This is a genomic window from Shewanella sp. SM95 (assembly GCF_025653595.1).
Lineage (GTDB): Bacteria > Pseudomonadota > Gammaproteobacteria > Enterobacterales > Shewanellaceae > Shewanella > Shewanella oncorhynchi.
Genome location: NZ_JAKKSE010000018.1, coordinates 69,790 through 89,832, shown reverse-complemented (window position 1 = coordinate 89,832; position 20,043 = coordinate 69,790). Strand labels below are relative to the sequence as shown.

Here is a 20,043-nt window from a genome sequence, read left to right as displayed (position 1 = left end):
TATGGAATTAGTCGATCGCTATATCGCCGCGGTGCAGCGAGAATTACCCGAGAATAAACGTCAGGAAATAGGCCGTGAATTAAAAGCCAATATCTGCGACCAATTGGATGCCCTATCTGAACAAGGTGAATTGACTGAAGCGCAAATTGTCGCGGTATTAAAGCAAATGGGTCATCCCTGTAAGGTCGCGCAGCAATTTGTTCCGGCAGTACCTATTATTGCCTCTGAGGATATTCCGCTTTTTAAACATACACTTTTCACTGTGCTTGGGGTCTTGTTTGTGCTGCAGGTTGTGGGCGGCACGACTCAATGGTTGGGCTCTGCAGAGGGGGATCTATTAGGATTTATCCACCATATTGCCAAAGGTTTTATCGGCGATGCCTGTCTTGCCTTTACCGCTATCCTGTTGGCCTTTTGGAGTTTCTCGGCTCAGGGGAAACCCCTATCTGGCAGCAATTGCCAAAAATGGCAGCCGCAGAATTTGCCTAAGGTTGGGCCCGGTTGGCAGCATATTAGTTTAAGCGATGTGTTTACCGATCTGGCGACATATCTTTTTCTCTTACTTGTGATTTGGTGTTCTGTGTGGATGAGTAGCGAGCAATTAGCCGCGCGGACTGTGATTTTCAGCGCCAGTGCTCAGCAATTGTTGCAATGGTTTAGCCCTATTATTTTGCTGTCTATGGGGAATAGTCTCTGGCAACTACGCCGCCGAGTGTGGACTACTGAATTGTTACTGGCGAATATGGGGATCAATCTTGCTTATGCCTCGTTCTTAGTCTTTCTGGCCTTTAGTTCGCCACTATTACAAAGCCAAGTACAAAACCAAGGAGCTGAATTAAATGGGGAGTTTACGTTATTACAGTTAGAACATTGGCTAAGTTATACTCTAGTGATTGCCGCTATGTTCCCTGGCTATGAGGTGATTCGCGATGGGGTGCGTTGGCGTAAACTCGCAAGCAAATAAGTAAGGTTTAACCTAGGTTTTGTAGGTGAGTTTTATGCGCTTTTTCATCGAATACATGGCCTGTTCAGTATGATTGAACAGGCTTTTTACATTAGTGCCATCTTCTGTGGAGAAAAGTAAGACACGACTTTTACCGTCGATGCTGATTTATTCTGGGGTATCGCCATGATTCATTTCATTATTAAGCGATTTTTGGGCCTGTTGTTTGTAGGTGTCAAATATGCCTTCTTGCTTCATCTGTTTGAGCTCCCGAGCAAGATTAACGGCGAGTGCCGCGTGACGTTTATTTAAGTAACCATAGCTGGTGAGTTCTTCTAGGGTGGTAATCGCGATTATTTTGCTGCCTTGAAACTCAGGCGTTTGTAATAGATCCAATGAGCTTGCCTCCGTATCAATATAGATATCGATTCGGTCGCGGAGCATTTTACGAAAGGAGCTCGCAGGGGATGAAGATTCAGTCAGACGCTCCTTAGGAATGAGTCCCTTTAGCTTTTGTTCTGCGAGGAACACGCCTCGATAGTATTCGATCTTGTATTGACTCTTTTGCAGTGCTTGCCAGTCAGGTATTTTGATTTCGGGATTGTGCGCGAAGGCAATTAAATGGGTATCGATAACCGGTTCTTCAATTCGAATGAGGTTGGTAAACTTTTCGCCATAACGAGATACTCGCCCCGGCTCGCCATCCACTTTACCTGAGTCCGCCATCATACTGGCACTGGCTGCGGGAACCACTTGATAGGAGAAGTCATATCCTAAGCGTTCAAAGGCTTGGGCGTAAATCAGTTCAGCCCATTTAAAGTAGAAGTTATGTTTGGGGTCCTCATAAAACGCCATCGTAATGATAGGTTTATCAGCAATCATCGCTGTGGTTTCTGCTGTTGATTTGCTGGTTGCATGAACCGAGACACAAAAGAAAAGGCCTACCCACACACTCCAAATGTGCATATTGCTCCATCGTTGCATAGCGTGTCTCTCAAAGTGTTGAGTTATTTAGAGTATAGCTAGCCTGATAAATGGGTTCATTTTTATTCAAGCAAGATTATTTCATTACCATGATTTCGCACTAACACACGGTTGAAATGTGATCTGCTGGCGGACATTTTGTCCTTTTGGGTTTAAAAATGTGCGATACGGCACATAGAAATGATATTTGCCCGTATTTTGCTGGTTTTTTATTCATCAGAGTTTGAGCTTGATCGGTTTTTTGCTTGTAAATAAGGCGTTAAATCCTTGCCGTCTATCACCTGTAGTAGGAAAGAAAGGATGAAATCGGGACTGGGATTATCAGGAATGCGGTTATCAAAGCTTTGGTTATCAATGACGTGGTTATTACCTCTTTGTTGTTTATCGAGTGCCGTAGTGGCAGAGGCGGCAACGGACAATATCGAACGCCTTGAGGTGCGCGGTAGGCAAATTAATACCTTAGGCCATAGTACTTCGGCATCTGAGGGAATAGTCGGCGCGGCAGAAATCGAGAGTCGACCCCTATTACGAACCGGCGAAATCCTCGAATTTGTTCCTGGGATGATAGTCACTCAGCACAGTGGTTCGGGTAAAGCGAATCAGTATTTCTTACGCGGTTTTAATTTGGATCATGGCACAGACTTTAATACTCGAGTCGATGGTATGCCTGTGAATATGCGAACCCATGGGCACGGTCAGGGTTATACGGATCTTAACTTTTTGATCCCTGAACTTATAGGCGAGATCCGTTATGCCAAAGGCGCTTATTATCCTGAGGTGGCCGATTTTTCTGGCGCGGGTGCTGCGCAATTACTGCTGGCTGATCAACTCCCCCATAACCAAGTTGGGGTGACGTTGGGTGAATATGGCTACCAGCGACTCGTGGCGACTCAGGAGTTAAACACTGACATGGGGCGTTTTATTTGGGGTGGTGAGGCACAAACCTATGATGGCCCGTGGACGGATATTGATGAGGATGTGAGTAAGATCAGTGTCGTCGGGCGTTATTTAACTCGGCTCGGCGAGGGTGACTTGAGCGTCACTATGATGGCCTACGACAACAGCTGGAATTCGGCGGATCAGATCCCCGCCCGTGCGGTGGATTCTGGATTAATTGATTTTTATGGATCTTTAGATAAAGACGTCGGCGGTGAATCGAACCGTTATAGCGTTTCAGCTAATTACGATGCGGGTGATTGGCAGGGAAATGTCTACGCCATTCGTTCGACTATGAATTTATTCTCTAATTTTACCTATTTCTTAAACGATCCCATCAATGGTGATGAGTTTGAACAAGTCGATGAACGCACGATTTGGGGCGGCGATCTTAAGCGTGATTGGCAGACTTTACTTGGTGGCACTCAACTGAATTACAGTGTGGGCGGCGATGTGCGTTATGACGATATTGGCGCAGTGGGTTTGTATAACACTCAGGCGCGACAACGGCTGAATACGGTAAGGCTTGATGAAGTGCAAGAGTTGTCGAGTGGCATCTTTGGCAAAGTTGAGTGGCTGCCAGCTGATCAATGGCGTTTTAATCTTGGGCTGCGTTACGATTATTTTGATGTGCAGGTCGACAGTGATAATCCGCTTAACAGTGGTGATGCGTCTGATGGTATGTTCAGCCTCAAAGCCGGCGCTTCTTATTTGTGGAGCGATAATCTTGAGTTATATGTTAATGCAGGCCAAGGGCTACATTCGAACGATGCCCGCGGTGCAACAATCAAGGTTGACCCAGTGAGTGGCGATGAGGTCGAAAAAGTCGATCTACTTGTGCGCTCAAATGGCGGCGAATTTGGGGTGAAATACTATGACAGGGACTTTATTAATTTCTCTGCTGCGGTCTGGTATCTGCAACTAGATTCAGAATTAGTATTTGTGGGCGATGCGGGTAACACTGAGCCGAGTCGTGCATCTGAACGTTATGGTGCTGAATTAACGGCTTATTATTGGCTGAATGAGGCAATCAGTATCGATATGGAATTAGCGTGGACTAACGCTAGATTTACTGAAAATGAATTTGAAGAGGGCAAGTATATCGATGGCGCAGTTCCCTTTGTTGCCAGTGCGGGCATCACCTATCGACCCGACGGCGATGGCCTGTATTCGAGTGTACGCGTGCGGCACCTTGGCGAGCGGGTGCTCGACAGCTTTAATGACCACAAGGCTGATGCGACCACATTAGTTAACCTCGCATTAGGATACGAGTTCCGCCGCTTCGATATTAAGCTTGAGCTGCTCAATGTGTTTGATAGTAAAGATCACGACATAGATTATTTTTATGCCTCTCGTTTGCCCGGCGAAGCTGCCGAAGGTGTTGAAGATCAGCATTATCATCCTGTTGAGCCACGAATGGTGAGAGTCAGCGTGAGTTATCATTTCTAGTGATATTCATCTGTTAAGGCGATATCGAAGGTTATTACGTATGTCGCCGAGCAAAAATGTATCTCATTAAGCGTCCAGATGGTTGGGCGCTTTTTTCTGCTGCACTCATTTAAGCACTAATCTAAGCCCAAATCGTTTCAAACTATGTGGCTGCAATAATTTACTATTCCCGCGCTGACAATGGAGGCTAGAATGAGGACGAGTCGATCTGAGTTTCCCCCTGTTTTACAGCTGATGCTATAGGTAATCGCCGCGAGTTATGAGTACTGCAACCCCCATTGAAAACATTAATTATTGGCGTCATCCTAGCTTATCAGGCATAGAACTGAGTCAGGCGGAATTTACGCATTTCAGTTTTGATAAACATGTGCATCTGGATTACCACTTAGGCGTAGTCACTCAAGGTGCGCAGCAGTTTGTGAATAAGGGCAGCAGTTATCAGCTTGGTCAGTATAGTTTATCGACCTTAAATCCCGACGAAACCCACGATGGTCAGAGCCGCGATGCCGACGGTTATCGGGTGAAAGTGATGTCGATCCCCGTGGAATATATGAATGAAGTCAGCCAAGAACTGGGTTTGAAGGAGCACTTTTTCAGCGCGCCTATGGTGGATGACCCTACGCTTTATCAATATTTTATTCAGCTACACGAGCTATTAATTCAAGGCCAATGCAGTGCGCTTGCGGGTGAGTCCCACTTACTGAATTTTATTCATCTGCTGCTGGAGCGTTACCCGAGCGGTATTTCATCTTGCCTATCTAAACCGAATCAACCGCAGGGGTTATCTAAGTTGCAGGTGAGCTTAGTGAAACAGCGAATTCACGATGAGCCTTGGCATAATACTCAACTTGAAACCTTAGCCAATGAAGTGAATTTAAGTAAGTTTCAGTTTTTACGGCAATTTAAACAGGCAACAGGGATGACTCCCCATGCTTATCTCAAGCGGGTGCGTTTAGAGTTGGCGAAAAAATCCTTAAGCCATGGCGCTCTAGTGGCGGATGTGGCGCAGCAGTTTGGATTTTTCGATCAAAGTCATTTAAACAAAGCTTTTAAGCAGGCATTCCTATTATCGCCAGTGCAATTTCAGCGGCGTATGCTCTAATTTCCCCCCGTCGTTCGACGCCGCTGGTTTTTAAAAAACACTGAATAGTGCAATTTATTACAATTCAGCGCTGCGACAAATTGCCATACTGGCTGCCTCAGTTATCGTTATTAACCTTTTTTGCGGAGCCGCATATCTATGGATTTATCTTTATTACTCACCTTGGCTGTAATCCATGCCGTTGCTTTAATCAGTCCCGGACCCGATTTTGCTATTATGGTGAAGATTGCGACTCAGCAGTCCAGAAGCACTGCGGTTGCCGCCGCTGTGGGGATTTCAATAGCCATTTTAGCTCATACGATTTTGAGTCTGACCGGTGTGAGTCTACTCATTAAGAGTTCGCACACTCTGTATCTCTTAGTGCAAATTGTGGGCGCTTCTTACCTCGCTTGGATGGGGTTTGGTGCCCTGCGTGCCGGTCTTGCGATACTCGCTAAACGTAAAATGAGTGCCAGAGTCCATGCAGGGACAAATGATGATGCTGTCATTAGTGCTGGTGACGTTGAAGGTGTGGCGTCTGTTGCTGGTGGCTTAGGTGGCGCTATGTCGCGCAGGCAAGGTTTTTTGACTGGGCTTTATACCAATCTATTGAATCCGAAAGCATTAGTGTTTTTCTTAACCCTGTTTTCGGCCTTGATTACCCCAAGTGTTACAACGAGTACTAAAATCGCTTCCGCTATTTTGTTGTTGTCTTTGTCATTGGCATGGTTTGGCTTTTTAGCGGTAATGTTGTCAAAGGCGCAGGTGCAACTTAAATTGCAGCGACTAACACCGGTTATCGATGCGGTTATTGGTGTCATCTTTATGTCAGTAGCCTTGGCGATTTACTCAAACCTATTATTAACCGCTTAGTCAGGCGCAGTGTAAATCACCTTAGGTTTTAGTCTGAGGCACTTATGGTATTCTTGGCCTTTAGTCTCAGCAGAGACATTTGGAGTAAGGGATAAAGATGCCATTCGCCTCACGACTTAAGGGAAGCAAATTAGCTGTTTTCAGCCAAGTTAAACTGATGAATATCGCGTTTTCAGCGGCGTTAATATTCAGCGTTATGGGTTTAAGCATCAATGCAAACGCCGCTGATGAAGCCATGCCACAGGAATATATTCCTCTGGTGCAGGGGCTTATCGACGCCGCCAAGGCCAATGATCCTGAAGCGATTGCTAAGCGTGTGGCTTACCCGCTTAAACGTGAATATCCGATCCCCGCGATTCAAAATACCCAGGAAATGATCGCACGTTTCGATCAGGTTTTTGATCCTAAGCTGCTTGAGCAGATCGCCCATTCTAAGATTGAAGCCGATTGGCAGACGATGGGCTGGCGCGGCATTATGCTCGGTAGCGGTGTTGTGTGGCTGGATTTTGATGGCAAGATCATCGCCATTAACTATCAAACACCGGTAGAGGCAAAACTGAAAGCAGAGCTTATTGCTAAGCAACAAACGGCATTACATCCGAGTGTGAGTGAGTTTGTCAGCCCAGCGTTATCTTGGGAGACCGCCAAGTTTACCATTCGTGTCGATGATATGGGGAACAGCCAATACCGCTATGCCGCATGGGCAAAGGGTAAGTCATTGAGCGACAAGCCAGATTTAGTGCTGAATAAAGGCAAACTCGTGTTTGATGGCAGTGGGGGGAACCATTCATATCAATTTCGCAGCGGCCCATACCAGTATTATTGTTATGTCACCGTCTTAGGCGGCAGCGATAGTCCTCTAGGCGAGCTAGTGGTGTTTAAGAATGACCAAGAAATACTGACACAAGCTGTTATTAAAGCAGACTAGTCTCGTTTCCCTATCCCTATGAGTGAGATTTAAAGCAGCGACTATCCGTTGATAGTCGCTGCTTTAGTAATCCATGTTTTAGAAAGTCACTGGTGCAACAATGCTAATCTTAACTAACCCTCTCGCTGTTCGTTTAGCTAAAAAGCTACTGTCCAAAAGCGAGTTACTTACTGTTCACTCATGCTATCGCGTTTTCTCTGCTGATTAAGAGTGAAACATTAAAGACTGATAAGTATTTGATTATTTATGCATATTGCCTGCCTTAATCGAGTTCTGCACAAGTTTGTCATGATAATGCGCAGAATACGTCGACTAAGCGCTAAAACACTCGAAAATTGCACTTTAACTATAATTAAAGTGAAAATTTATTTCTAATCTGTACAGTGTGAGTATGACTCTTATAGCTTCTAATATTGAGGTCAAAATCCGTATGCCACTACAGATGGACTTGTTGCGTGTTGATGAGTGAATGACATGGCAAACCTCTATGAGTGGATATCAGCAAACGCAAAACTGCTAACAACTAAAATTATTGGTCCCAAACATTAGTCTTCAACACATATCTCTATCCAAATGTGAGTTATAACATTCTGTGGAAATGACTATTCACGTAGCATTATTCAGTCGGTTTTAATTCGCGAAATAAAAAAGAGCATTAAGGATGAACTTAATGCTCTTTTTTATGGATAAATGCCTGCTCAAACTGTGTTGCGGTAATGGGTTTACCGTAGAGATAGCCTTGGCCTAAGTCGCATTCTTCGTGACGAATAAAGGCATCTTGTTCTAGGGTTTCTACGCCTTCGGCGATCACTTCCAAGTCCAGTTTCTTACCAATGGCAATAATTGCCTTTGTTAACTCTCTATTTTGTTCGTTTTCTTCGAGTTTACTAATAAAGCAGCGATCGATTTTTAAGGTGTCGAAAGAGTATTTTTGTAGATAACTTAAGGATGAGTAGCCTGTGCCAAAATCATCTAGGGATATGCGGATACCGAGTTCTTGTAGTTTTTGGATGGCATTGTGGGCAATGTGTTCATCCTGCATCAGCATGCCTTCGGTAATTTCAAGTTCTAAGGCGGTGGGGGGCAATTGATAGAGGGTGAGTAAGTCGGCTATGTGTTCGCTAAAGCGGGGATTGCGCATTTGCAAAGGGGAAATATTGATGGCGATTTTAAACTCTTGGCCTACCTCGCGACACCATTTTGCCGCCTGAGACAGCGCGGTATGCAATACAAAATTGCCAATATCGATAATCTGGCCATTACGTTCAGCTAAGGCGATGAATCTGTCTGGGGCGACATTGCCAAGGATGGGATTATGCCAGCGCAGCAGGGCTTCGGCACCAATCACTTGCTTCGTCTTTAAGTTAATAAAGGGTTGGTAATGCAGACTTAATTCGTTCTTGTTCAGCGCATCGACCAAGTGGGATTCCAGTTGATAGCGTAGGTTTAAAGCGGCTTGCGTATCTTGATTAAAGAAGCTGTGAGTTGAGCCATCAGCCTTGCTGATCGTCATGGCAGCTCCGGCTTTTTGCAGCAGGATGGCGGCATCGATACCATCCATAGGCGCTTGTGCTATGCCCATGCTCGAGGGAATCGTGATTACAAAATCAGCCACACCAAAGGGCGTGTTACAGCAGTTAAGCACTTTATTGATGAGTTTATTGGTTTCGTTATTCGAAGGTTTGTGGGCTTGAATAATCACAAACTCGGCGCCAGCGATGCGGGCGATAAAGGTGTTTTCATCGGTATAGTGCTGTAAACGTTGGCTGAGAATAGTGAGAATTTTATCGCCAATCAGGTAACCATAACTGTCGTTGATGGATTTGAAATTGCGCAGCCCAAGATAGAGTACTGAAATCTTTTCTTTGCGATTAACTTTTTCGAGCATGATCGACAGACTATTAATCAAATTGATGCGGTTGGGTAATCCCGTGAGCGGATCGTAGCTTTTATGGTATTCCAGTGAGGTTTCGGTGGAGGTGCGGTTTTCGATTTCTTTAATGAGCTTACCGCTAAGTTCGGCGAGTTCATGGGTGCGCTGTTGTACTTTTTGCTCTAGCTGCTGATTGTGCAGTTGTAGCTTAGCCTGTTGATAAAGGGTGACTAGGTTAGCTTCGATACCATTTTGAAACCGAGCGAGTAAGCTGCGAAAAGATTGGCGGTAATTATGCTCTTGGCTATCGAGCATGCAGATAGTGCCAAAGGCACTGCTATCTGGCCAACGTAAAGGTAAACCACAGTATGCGATCATGCCGAGTTTAATGTCAGGATTTTTGTCCCAGTTTTTATCTTTTAGGGCGTTAGGAATGTGGAGTTCCTTACCTTCTTTGATCACTGTTTCGCAGTAAAGCCCGTGGCCTAAACTGTCTTTATCATGTTTTTTATAGGGATTACCTTGGGTGCGGCTCGAGGTAAAGACCTCAATATCGGTTTGATGGACACGCATGATCAAAGCGGCGGGAGTGTCGACTAATTCAGAGAGCAAATCTAAGGTTTGTTGCCAGTTATCAACCATTTCTTGGGGAACAACGATTTTGTCTGTGTCGATAGCAATGTCGGCAAATAAACGATCTTTTTGAGACTGGTTAATGGCGAGGTTGTATGGCATGAATGCTCAGTCCTAGAGGCGCGATACTATTCATAAACTATAGTCTTTTTACTCATGATGTGAGTCTTTTCGGTAAATTTAGTTACTGCAAAATCTCGGTTCTATCTTAAATACTGCGCTGTTAGATCTCTTAAGTGTTAGGTAAGAATTCAACGGTACTCTAACACTAAATGTTCTGGTTTTTGGATTTATTAGTGAATAACTATCTGAAAGATAAAGTTATGATGACATTTATGGATTTTGCTAAGGGGCATTTAATTACGCCGCTTTTAGTGTTTGCAGTGATCATAGTGGGGCTTGAATGGACTCACGCTGATATGAAAGTCGCGACTTTGTTATTTCATTGGCAAGGGGGCATCGACTCTTGGCCATTGAGAGGATATTGGTTGACCGAAGATTTACTGCATGTCACTGGGCGTAACTTTGTCATCTTGCTGGCGGTGAGTGTCGTAGTCGGCATTGCCTTTAGTTTTCGAAGTGACAGGGTAAAACCGTACCGCAAGGGCCTGATTTACCTATTTAGTAGCGTATTGGCGAGTGTGTTGCTGGTCCGAATTGGCAAGAGCGTTACTCACATGACCTGCCCGTGGGATGTGATTGAGTTTGGCGGCCATATGATACATTCATCCTTGTTTTCTCGTTTACCTAAAAGTGCTGAGTTTGGTCAATGTTTCCCGGGTGGTCATGCCAGCGGCGGGTTTGCTTGGGTTGCCTTGTATTACGTGCTGCGTGAGTATCGCCCGCATTTAGCTAAGTTTGGATTAATCTTTGGTTTGAGTTTAGGCCTAGTATTTGGCATTGGCCAAGAGTTACGCGGCGCCCACTTCTTGAGTCATGATTTATGGAGTTTAGCCATAGCATGGACGTCCGCTAGCCTACTCTACTATGTGTTTTTTCTGCGCTCGCCTGCGTTTAGAAAGTCTAAATTGGTCGCTTTGGGTCAAATGTTCAAGGTTATAAGTAGTGGAATACCGCAAAAATAACGAGCTGCGAAGCTAAAGCCCTGAGTCCTTATTGGGTTCAGTGTTTTTTTATGGCTTAAAATCTAAATTCGAAGCGCATATCAGGTCTGCGTAGGCGAGATCTTTCATCTAACAGTTGGTTTTTTTCGTTGAGTAGGCTGTTTTTCTGTTTCAATAAGTCAGCCTTGTCGGTGAGATTATTGATCTTGCCATCAAGACTGCTTATTTCTCTCTCTATGGTATTTAAGCGATCGGCAATCTCAGTTAAACGTTTGTTGGTCAGGTATTGTTGATGGCCTTGGTTATAGCGCTCAACAAACTGGTTATTACTGCAAACCCCATAATAACTTTCTCCCGCTAAGCCTACGCGGTAGCCATTTTCTGGCACGCAGTAACTGGCTAACCCTTGCTGGTATCCTTGTTTCCACTGCGCGGTATCGACACTGAGATTAAATTCACGACAATCTTTTTGATATTGATTTAATTGCCCAGAACTTGTCCCACGGTTGCCATCGGCAAGCCCAAGGGCAAACCAATCACTATTGGCGCATTCTTCAATAGATAAGCTGCTGCATTGAGTCAGGGATAAGACTGAAAGTGCGAGGAAAATGCTGGGATAGTGCATGGATAAGTTCTCTATATGTTGTGGCGTTTAGGATAAAGGCTCTTATGGGGGAGATCTAGCTATATATACCGCCGTTTATACGGTCATAGATGCGTTTTGTTGGGCTGAATCCATCACAGTTTAGCGGATGAAGGCATGATAACCAGCTGATATTGTGTTAGTTTGCGATTAACACTTTAATGTCTGCTTTGGGGTTAGCTATGATTTCACCCGTTTCATCGGCGCATTCTGCTTCATTACCGACGGCCAAATCGGTTCATCAATCTAGTGATACGGCGGAGCCAAGTGGACTGAAATCTTTTACCTATGGCGCATTGGGCTTGGCGGCTCCCAAAGCTGAGCCCAGTTCCGATGTTGCTGCGATGAGCAAAACTGAGGCGCCTACTCCCGATACAGCCCCTAATGACGCGAATGATTCGAACGATACTTATTACAGTGCTGGGCAAATATTGAAAGCGGCGGCGACCGTGGGAAGTGTGATTGCCTTATTTGTGTGAGTTAAGTTTCTGCGTAAACCTAGCTCGGATATCTATTTGAGCGGTCTTGAATTTGAATGTTCGCTGCAGGATAGTGGCTGTGGTTTTACCTCTTGCTTTATACAGGTTGGCGGAAAAGAATATTCTTTTAGTTTAAGCTTCATTTTCAGTCTCTTTCTTTGCCAAAGTCCTCAGTAAATCTGGTATTGTGTTTAACACGCAAGTGCATTAGTTTTTACTTAAAATTCGTTTAACAATCCTGAACTATATTCATCAAACTTCCGCTGGAGACCGCTTTTGTATGAAGATTTGCCCGCAGTATTCCATATCATGCCTAAGTAAGGTATAAGGGCGCTATGAAAACTCCGAAACGAATCCAACCCCTGGTTGATGAAGGACTGGTCGATGAGGTCATTAGCCAGTTAATGAGCGGTAAAGAAGCGACTGTGTACGTTGTACGCAGTGGTGATGATATCCGCTGTGCCAAAGTCTATAAAGAAGCGGACAAGCGCAGTTTTAAGCAAGCTGTGTTGTATCAAGAAGGCCGAAAAGTCCGCAACAGCCGTCGAGCACGTGCGATGGAGAAAGGCTCTAAATTTGGTCGCGATCAGCAGGAAGAAGCTTGGCAAAATGCCGAGGTTGAAGCGCTTTATCGTTTAGCGAATGCGGGTGTGCGCGTGCCAACGCCCTATGGCTGTTTTGATGGCGTGTTGCTGATGGAGTTAGTGACGGATGCCGAGGGCAATGTCGCACCGAGATTAAACGATGTCAGTATGTCGGCAGAAAAAGCCCTGAACGATCATGCGTTGGTGATGACCTATGTCAAACGTATGCTTTGTGCGGGTTTAGTGCACGGTGACTTGTCTGAGTTTAACGTGTTAGTCGATAGTGAAGGGCCAGTGATTATCGACTTGCCTCAGGCCGTCGATGCCGCGGCGAATAACCATGCCAAATGGATGTTAGCGCGTGATGTGAATAACATGACCCAATACTATGGCTTGTATGCTCCTGAGCTGTTAAAAACGCAATATGCCAAAGAGATTTGGGCCCTGTTTGAAGCGGGTGAGTTAAAACCTGAAACGCCATTAACCGGTGAGTTTACCGAAGTGCTGGTTGAAGCCGATGTCAGTGCCGTGTTAGAGGAAATTCAAGCGGCCTTTGAAGAGGCGCAAGAGCGTAAACAAAGGATCCAAGAGGCAAACGAAGAAGACTATTAATCGTCAGTCGTTTTTCGCCCATAAAAAAGACGCTCAAAGTAGCGTCTTTTTTATGCTAAAAATTAAGTGAATTATTATTTTTATTGTTGATTTTATTATTGTTATTTAATTTTTTGCGTTAGCCAATCCTTGGCTTAATCCCCTATGGAAGCTGGGGCCATCCTTGTTGCTACAAACAAGCTAGCAATCATCGAACAGTGTAATAAAAGGACAAGAGCTGAGAGAGAAATATGTTCATGACTTGGGGGAGCACAATTCACATATTTAATCTTTGGGGAAGATAACTCCCTCAATCCTTGCCGAAACCTTGGTCACTCTTCAGTCAATCTATGTAATACCAATCACGGCCTTCCTTGGCGCACTACACTTATTGCAGTGCTGGATCATCATTGATCCTGTGAATAAAATGACAAGGCCAGAGAGAGAAATATGTTCATGACTTGGGGGAGCACAATTCACATATTTGATCTTGGGGGAGATAACTCCCTCCCTAGTCTTGCCGAAACTTTTGCATTGTCCCTATCCGTTTGTTGCTGTTAATACTATTTCCCAATCTTCGCTGGGTTCATCAATTTGGACGACAAGGCCGGACTAAAAAGGGCGCTGTTATTATTGTTGTTAGCACATCTTTTACATCGTTAGCGTTATCAGCAGGGCGATATGCAATCTCGTCCGGCCTTGTCTATTCGGGCACGTTTAGCTTGTTGTACAGGCTAACCTATCGTGCGTAGCTCTTGATTGAGCTGTTTAATTTTTTTCTGTAGCTGGGCAATCTCACTCATTAATGCGCATTCTCTTTGCTGGGGTTGCAGATCGCTTTCTCGCACCCATTGGTAGACTGCCTTGGCAGATAAACCGTATTGACGTGCAACATCCGACAGTAAGCGACCTTGTACTTTAACCTCGGTGATAACATGTAGCTTGAGACTATTTTCTGCGATTCCCATGAGCGTTCCCTCTTTTACTGCCTTCGAACCAAAATATGACCGTTTGCGTTGCCTTTTATTGATGATAGTGACGCTGTTCTAAATCCCACTGGCTCAGACCTAGATGGCGCAGACAAATCCATTCGTGGCGACATAGTGCGATAAAGTTCATGACCTTTTTCATACTTCCTCCTTCATGACCCTAAATACTCGAGCCCATTTTCTGTCTCGATAGGTCCATTTAATTTGGATTAATCCTGTTGAAGTCGACTCTAGTTTTCGGCGATGTTTACCGCGTCTGACTGTCTACTCACTTAGTAGTATGTAAAATTCGTGCCAATATTCTAATTTTTATTTTAACCTTTTAAATCATTGTATTGCGCCTTCGATTAAAACGGCGTTATTTTTTAGTGCTGCCAATAAAGGTGCAAGGTGCACTATTTCGGTGCCATAGACTTGATATTAAATTGGCTGGTACAAGCCATCATTGAAACCCGAAATCTGTATCTTTGCTGACTAAAATCTGGATTAGCATAATTGAAGATGGATAAAGGATTGTCTCCAGCGCAATTGCTTATATACTGCCTGCTTTGTGGCAATCCCTAGGTCATTCGTATTACCTAATGGACGTGATATTTCTTGCCCTTTTGAGCGGTATTCACAGTCATCAATCATATAAAGAGGTTATAAATGATGAAGTGTTTTCAGGCAGTGCAATCTAAACCATCCCTGTTAGCCATAGTGGTATTGACGACCGCGCTAGTTGCATCGGGTTGTACAACAATCAATCCCTATTCAAACGAAGAACAAACCGCTAAAGCGACCAGTGGCGCATTAATTGGTGCCGTCGCGGGTGCCGCAATTGGAGTGGTATCTTCGAGCAAGAGCGACCGCGGTAAAGGTGCTTTAATTGGTGCTGCATCGGGCGCTGCAGTCGGTGGTGGTATTGGTTATTATATGGATGTGCAAGAAACCAAATTACGCCAACAATTAGCCTCAACGGGCGTGAGTGTGACCCGTAACGGCGATAACATCATTTTGAATATGCCTAATGAAGTGACCTTCGGCGTAGATCAAACCGAGTTAAGTGACGGTGCTAAACGCGTGCTGAATTCAGTGGCGGTTGTGGCCAAGGAATACAGCAAAACGCAGCTTAACGTATTAGGTTATACCGACAGCAGTGGCTCAGACTCTTACAATTTACGTCTGTCACAGGTCCGTGCTAGCGAAGTTGGTAATTACTTGATGAGTAAAGGCGTTGCCTCTGCCCGTGTAAAATCAAAAGGTATGGGTGAAGCGAGTCCTATTGCATCAAATGCCAATGCAAATGGCCGAGCACAAAACCGCCGCGTTGAGATCATACTAATACCAACGGGTAAATAGTCTGGTCTAAGCACAAAGTTCTCGCTGAAAAAGTCGCCAGGGGCGACTTTTTTGTTTTCAGTGGTGGGCTAATTGAGTGATTAGCTTGCCGTGCTTCAATTAGACAATTTGTCCTTTATGAAGCGCACCTTGAGTGACCTGCACCACAAACATATCACTGCTAATTACCTTGGGATGAGTTCGGCTTGATCCCTTTATCGATTTCACGTTCTGTATGGGAATAAGTCACAAGAATGACTTTTAGTGCCTAAAGGAGAATATGACTATGATAAGCAAAAATGTGTTAGTAGCCTTGAGTTTAAGTCCTGTCATCATGGTGACGGCTGTACAAGGAGTGCCGATGAAAGCCGAAGTGACCACAGGAGCCGCGCCGATAGAACTGCGCGCCGCAGGCAGTCTAAAGGCTGCGATGAGTGATATTATTACTGCTTATCAAGCACAGTCGCAAATGAGTGTTGTAGCGCAATATGCGCCCTCAGGTTTATTGTTAAAACGCATTCAAGAGGGCGAGAAAGTCGATATCTTTGCCTCGGCGAATATGAAACATCCACAGGCATTAGTGGATTCGGGTCAGGGCGAAGCGGTGCAAATGTTTGCCCGTAATCAACTCTGCGCTGTTGCTCAAGACACAGTTCAGGTGACGAGTTCGACGTTACTCGATACCTTGTTAGATCCTAAGATTAAAGTCGGCACCTCAACCCCGAAAGCCGACCCCGCGGGTGATTATGCCTGGGCCGTTTTTGCTAAGGCCGAAGCGGTAAAACCCAATGCGAAAGCTGCGTTAGAGACCAAGGCATTACAACTGGCGGGCGGCCCTGAGAGCGTTAAACCGCCTAAAGATCGCAACCCCTATGGCTGGGTGATGGAAAACAAGCAAGCGGATATCTTTTTAACCTATTGCACTAATGCTGTGCTGGCTAAAAAAGAAGTGCCGAGTTTACAAATCATCGACTTACCGCAGGAGCTCGCCGTGGGTGCCGACTATGGTTTACTGGTTTTACAAGGCGCTAATACTGCCGCTAAGCCGTTAGCTGAGTTTATTCTATCGACAAAAGGCCAAGCGATTTTGAGCAGTTATGGTTTCCAACCTCCGGCAAAATAGCCTTCTTTAGTTTTCCTGCGGGATAAAAAACGGCACCTTTGAGGTGCCGTTTTTGTTATTAGCTCAAACTGTTAAAGCGTTAGTTCATCAAGTAGAGCGTCGCTAACCCGAGGAAGGCGAACAGGCCAACCACGTCAGTGACTGTGGTGAGCACCATACCGCCAGCGAGGGCAGGATCGATTTTAAGTCTTTTTAAAATCAATGGAATACTCGCACCTGCAAGCCCTGCTACTGTCATGTTGATCAGCATGGCGCTACCAATTAATCCCGCCAGTGCCATATCATCCTTCCATAGCCACACGGCGACAAAGACTAAAATAGACCACATCAAGCCATTGAGAAAACCAATAGATAGCTCTTTACCGATAAGCCAGCGGGCGTTGCTTTGGCCGATATGGCCTAAAGCAATACCACGGATCACGAGCGCTAAGGTCTGATTACCGGCAACACCGCCCATGCTAGGGACAATCGTCATTAGGATGGCGATAGTGGCAAATTGCTCAATAGTGCCTTCAAACATATTGCTGACCGACGATGCGAGCAGGGCGGCGAATAAGTTTATGGTGAGCCAGAGCGAGCGACGTAGGGTACTTTTTAGTACAGGACCAAAGGTATCTTCATCTCCGTCCATCCCCGCCATACCCATCATGGAATGTTCAGCATCTTCGCGGATAACATCGACTACGTCATCGATTGTGATACGCCCGAGCAGCTTACCATCACAGTCGACGACAGGTGCCGATACCCAGTCATTGCGTTCGAATTTTTGCGCGACTTCGCTGTCGGACATGCTCACCGGAATACTTTGAATATTGGGATCCATGATATTGCGAATTGTGGTGCTTGGCGCGCAAGTCAGCAGATCTGCCAGCCTAACACCGCCAAGGACTTTGTCCTGTTTGTCGACCACATATAAGGTATCTGTGGTATCGGGTAGGTTGCCCCTTTGCCGAAGATAGCGCAGCACCACATCGATATTCACATCGGGTCTTAAGGTGACTGTATCTGTGTTCATCAAGCTGCCGGCGGTCTCATCTGGATAAGATAGGGCTTGTTCTACCCTCAGGCGATTTTGTTCCGTCATCGACTGCAGCACTTGTTTGTAAACTGCGTCGGGTAGACTTCGCAGAATATAGGCGAGATCGTCGGTGTCCATGCTTGCTGTCGCTTTCGCGACTCGCTCAGGGCTCATGCTGCGGATAAGTGGGTCTTTGAGTTCTTCACTCAACTCATCGAGTATGTCGCCTATTTGTTCCTGATCGATGAGCTGCCACAGTACTTGTCTGGCACTTGGCGGTGATGATTCTAAGATCAGCGCGATATCTGAGGCGGCCATTTTTTGCAGCATATTGCGCACATGCACGAACATGCCGCTGCTAAGCGCTTGGTTTAACTGGTCAAGACTATGTCCGGTGTGATCGTTTTCTGCATTATCTACGGGCATTTGTCCTCCATTGTGCGGCAAATTGGTTTGAGATCTTAGTGTTGGGCTAGGATTTAGCGGTGACTAAGCGTCAGTCGATGACACAGATTAAGGCGGCTAAGGTAAGGTTAAGGCCAGCGCAATGACCGCTAGTGTAATCGCCTGTGGCTTGTATCGTCGAGCGACAAATGTTTTGCCATGTGTGAATGGCAAGTTTTTTAAACTAGACATGAAGTGAAACTAACGATGAAGTGCTTAGTGTGAAGTGAAACTAACAGGCTTCGTCAAACTTAGCGTCGATTAAGGCACAAATAGCATCGAGAGCCGGCTCTGCATCTGGGCCTTCGGCGATCAGCTTGATGGTTTTACCCATGCCAGTTTCAAGCATCAGTAAGCCAAGTACACTGGCGGCCGATGCTTGTTTATCGCCTTGGATTAAGGTGATGGTCGCATCAAACTCGGAAGCCAGTACCACCAACTTAGTGGCGGCACGGGCATGTAAACCGAGCTTATTACAGATGGTTATCTGACGTTCAAGTTTTGGCATTATTGAGCTCTCGATGACGGGCATAAACTTTATGTTTACCGTTACTAAAGCGTTTTGCCAATTGCTCTGCGACGTAAACCGATCTGTGCTGTCCACCTGTGCAGCCAATGGCCACAGTTAAATAACTGCGATTGTTACGCTCGAGGTGCGGCAGCCAAGTCTCCAGTAAATTTTCGATTTGCCAGATGAACTTATTAACCAGTGGTTGACGATTTAAGAACTCAGCTACGGGTTCATCTAAGCCAGTCAATGGCCGCAGCGCCAACTCCCAGTGGGGATTGGGCAGAAAGCGCACATCGAACATAAAGTCGGCTTCGGTGGGCATTCCGTGCTTAAAGCCAAAGGACTCGAAGTTGATCACGAGTTCTTTATCGACACTACCAAGGAGAATTTGTCTGACTTGGTCGCTTAAATCATAGATATTCAGATTCGACGTATCTATGTAGTGATCGACCAGTTTTGACATAGGCTCGAGCAGTTTTCCCTCCAGCTTTATCGCTTCTTGCAAAGAGACTCGGCTCTTCGACAAAGGATGCAAACGGCGGGTTTCGCTGTAACGCTTGAGCAGAATTTTATCGCTGGAGTTAAGGAAGAAGCTCGTTAACTCAGTATCTGGAGGTAGGCTAGCGAGTTGTTTCACTAAGACCTTATCCTGCTCAGGCATGTTACGCACGTCGACACTGATGGCGACGAGATCGTTACTGCCTTTGAGTTGCTCAAGCAAACTGCCAATCAATGGCAAGGGAAGGTTATCGACACAATAATAGCCGAGATCTTCGAGTACCCTAAGGGCGACAGATTTGCCTGAGCCTGAGCGGCCCGACACTATGACCAGTTTCATCCAGTGATTACCTGATAGAGTTCCGTTTCATCATGCGTCTTGCGTAATTGCTTTAATATTTGCTTGTCGCTCAGCTTTTCGGCCATGCAAGACAAGGTACTTAAGTGCTGCTGACATTGGTCTGCAGGCACCAGTAGTGCAAATAAAATATCAACAGGTTGCTTATCGATAGCATCAAATGCTATCGGCTCTTCACACTTAATTAGTATGGCAATGGGCTGATCTATATCGGCTAGTCGACCATGTGGAATGGCGATGCCGTTACCTATACCTGTGCTCCCCATCTTTTCGCGCGCCACTAGGCTTTCGAATATCTCTTGAGATGAGAGGGTCGGGTACTGGGCAGCGACTAAGTCGCTGATGAGTTCCAGTACCTTTTTCTTGCTGCCCGGAGTGGCGCAGGTAGTGCACTCCGGCCGCAGTATGGTACAAAGTTCCATTATTAGTGTTTTGTTAACTTCTCTTTGTGTTTAATAACCTGACGGTCAAGCTTGTCAATCAGGGCGTCTATAGCGGCATACATGTCAGCATGCTCTGAAGTAGCAAAAACTTCACCACCTATGAGGTTTATTCTCGCTTCGGCAATCTGTTGCATTTTCTCAACATTGAGCACAACGTGCACATTATTGATCTGTTCGAAATGGCGTTCAAGTTTTGAAAACTTTTCTTCTACATATGCACGTAACGATTCGGTAATTTCGATATGGTGCCCACTTAGGTTTATTTGCATAGAAACGTC

General features: G+C 45.5%; 19 protein-coding genes. 10 read left to right on the top strand and 9 right to left on the bottom strand.

Features of this window, described 5'->3' with window-relative positions:
• The first annotated feature begins 1 nt into the window (after position 1).
• The gene (locus L5M29_RS17795; RefSeq protein WP_263169187.1) at positions 2–964 is read left to right on the top strand and encodes a hypothetical protein; all 963 of its coding nucleotides are present in this window, start codon (positions 2–4) and stop codon (positions 962–964) included.
• Positions 965–1,111: 147 nt separating this feature from the next.
• Here the strand turns inward: L5M29_RS17795 and L5M29_RS17790 are convergent, their stop codons facing one another.
• On the bottom strand, positions 1,112–1,927 hold the full coding sequence (locus L5M29_RS17790) for a transporter substrate-binding domain-containing protein (protein ID WP_263169185.1): 816 nt from the start codon (positions 1,925–1,927) through the stop codon (positions 1,112–1,114).
• 327 nt (positions 1,928–2,254) lie between these two features.
• On the opposite strand from L5M29_RS17790, the gene L5M29_RS17785 reads away from it, so the two are divergent.
• From L5M29_RS17785 to L5M29_RS17770, 4 genes are all read left to right on the top strand, one after another.
• Positions 2,255–4,312 (top strand): TonB-dependent receptor, encoded by a 2,058-nt coding sequence (locus tag L5M29_RS17785; protein ID WP_411569046.1) that lies wholly within the window; start codon positions 2,255–2,257, stop codon positions 4,310–4,312.
• 259 nt (positions 4,313–4,571) lie between these two features.
• Positions 4,572–5,414: an AraC family transcriptional regulator gene (locus L5M29_RS17780; RefSeq protein ID WP_263169179.1), complete on the top strand. Its 843-nt coding sequence runs from the start codon at positions 4,572–4,574 to the stop codon at positions 5,412–5,414.
• 138 nt (positions 5,415–5,552) lie between these two features.
• Positions 5,553–6,266 carry a LysE family translocator gene (locus tag L5M29_RS17775; RefSeq protein WP_028759343.1) on the top strand — a complete coding sequence of 238 codons (714 nt, stop codon included), beginning with the start codon at positions 5,553–5,555 and terminating at the stop codon, positions 6,264–6,266.
• Positions 6,267–6,363: 97 nt separating this feature from the next.
• A complete protein-coding gene (locus L5M29_RS17770; protein WP_263169178.1) occupies positions 6,364–7,194 on the top strand; it encodes a hypothetical protein in 831 nt (276 codons plus the stop codon).
• A 667-nt stretch (positions 7,195–7,861) separates the two neighbouring features.
• On the opposite strand, the gene L5M29_RS17765 is transcribed toward L5M29_RS17770, so the two are convergent.
• On the bottom strand, positions 7,862–9,802 hold the full coding sequence (locus L5M29_RS17765) for a GGDEF domain-containing protein (protein ID WP_263169175.1): 1,941 nt from the start codon (positions 9,800–9,802) through the stop codon (positions 7,862–7,864).
• A gap of 224 nt (positions 9,803–10,026) precedes the next feature.
• Between L5M29_RS17765 and L5M29_RS17760 the strand changes: the two genes are divergently transcribed.
• Positions 10,027–10,785 (top strand): phosphatase PAP2 family protein, encoded by a 759-nt coding sequence (locus L5M29_RS17760; RefSeq protein ID WP_263169213.1) that lies wholly within the window; start codon positions 10,027–10,029, stop codon positions 10,783–10,785.
• Between the two features lie 55 nt (positions 10,786–10,840).
• Here L5M29_RS17760 and L5M29_RS17755 read toward each other — a convergent pair whose 3' ends face one another.
• On the bottom strand, positions 10,841–11,389 hold the full coding sequence (locus L5M29_RS17755) for a DUF2799 domain-containing protein (RefSeq protein WP_113939984.1): 549 nt from the start codon (positions 11,387–11,389) through the stop codon (positions 10,841–10,843).
• A 179-nt stretch (positions 11,390–11,568) separates the two neighbouring features.
• Between L5M29_RS17755 and L5M29_RS17750 the strand changes: the two genes are divergently transcribed.
• Positions 11,569–11,886 carry a hypothetical protein gene (locus tag L5M29_RS17750; RefSeq protein WP_006086079.1) on the top strand — a complete coding sequence of 106 codons (318 nt, stop codon included), beginning with the start codon at positions 11,569–11,571 and terminating at the stop codon, positions 11,884–11,886.
• 335 nt (positions 11,887–12,221) lie between these two features.
• Positions 12,222–13,082, top strand: a complete 861-nt coding sequence (locus tag L5M29_RS17745) for a PA4780 family RIO1-like protein kinase (RefSeq protein ID WP_006083079.1) — start codon at positions 12,222–12,224, stop codon at positions 13,080–13,082.
• A gap of 713 nt (positions 13,083–13,795) precedes the next feature.
• On the opposite strand, the gene L5M29_RS17740 is transcribed toward L5M29_RS17745, so the two are convergent.
• A complete protein-coding gene (locus L5M29_RS17740) occupies positions 13,796–14,029 on the bottom strand; it encodes a transposase (RefSeq protein WP_106649408.1) in 234 nt (77 codons plus the stop codon).
• 672 nt (positions 14,030–14,701) lie between these two features.
• Between L5M29_RS17740 and L5M29_RS17735 the strand changes: the two genes are divergently transcribed.
• Together L5M29_RS17735 and L5M29_RS17730 are read left to right on the top strand one after the other, a co-directional pair.
• Positions 14,702–15,391: an OmpA family protein gene (locus L5M29_RS17735; protein WP_263169210.1), complete on the top strand. Its 690-nt coding sequence runs from the start codon at positions 14,702–14,704 to the stop codon at positions 15,389–15,391.
• 265 nt (positions 15,392–15,656) lie between these two features.
• On the top strand, positions 15,657–16,493 hold the full coding sequence (locus tag L5M29_RS17730) for a molybdate ABC transporter substrate-binding protein (RefSeq protein ID WP_263169173.1): 837 nt from the start codon (positions 15,657–15,659) through the stop codon (positions 16,491–16,493).
• A 79-nt stretch (positions 16,494–16,572) separates the two neighbouring features.
• On the opposite strand, the gene mgtE is transcribed toward L5M29_RS17730, so the two are convergent.
• The 5 genes from mgtE to hpf form a co-directional block, all read right to left on the bottom strand.
• A complete protein-coding gene (mgtE, locus tag L5M29_RS17725; RefSeq protein ID WP_219250594.1) occupies positions 16,573–17,937 on the bottom strand; it encodes a magnesium transporter in 1,365 nt (454 codons plus the stop codon).
• Positions 17,938–18,187: 250 nt separating this feature from the next.
• On the bottom strand, positions 18,188–18,463 hold the full coding sequence (locus L5M29_RS17720) for an HPr family phosphocarrier protein (RefSeq protein WP_006083073.1): 276 nt from the start codon (positions 18,461–18,463) through the stop codon (positions 18,188–18,190).
• A complete protein-coding gene (rapZ, locus tag L5M29_RS17715) occupies positions 18,450–19,304 on the bottom strand; it encodes an RNase adapter RapZ (RefSeq protein WP_113939979.1) in 855 nt (284 codons plus the stop codon). The genes L5M29_RS17720 and rapZ overlap by 14 nt, the downstream gene beginning before the upstream one ends.
• The gene (gene ptsN / locus L5M29_RS17710) at positions 19,301–19,744 is read right to left on the bottom strand and encodes a PTS IIA-like nitrogen regulatory protein PtsN (RefSeq protein ID WP_006083071.1); all 444 of its coding nucleotides are present in this window, start codon (positions 19,742–19,744) and stop codon (positions 19,301–19,303) included. The genes rapZ and ptsN overlap by 4 nt, the downstream gene beginning before the upstream one ends.
• Before the next feature lie 2 nt (positions 19,745–19,746).
• On the bottom strand, positions 19,747–20,034 hold the full coding sequence (gene hpf, locus L5M29_RS17705; protein WP_028759468.1) for a ribosome hibernation promoting factor: 288 nt from the start codon (positions 20,032–20,034) through the stop codon (positions 19,747–19,749).
• Positions 20,035–20,043: the final 9 nt, after the last annotated feature.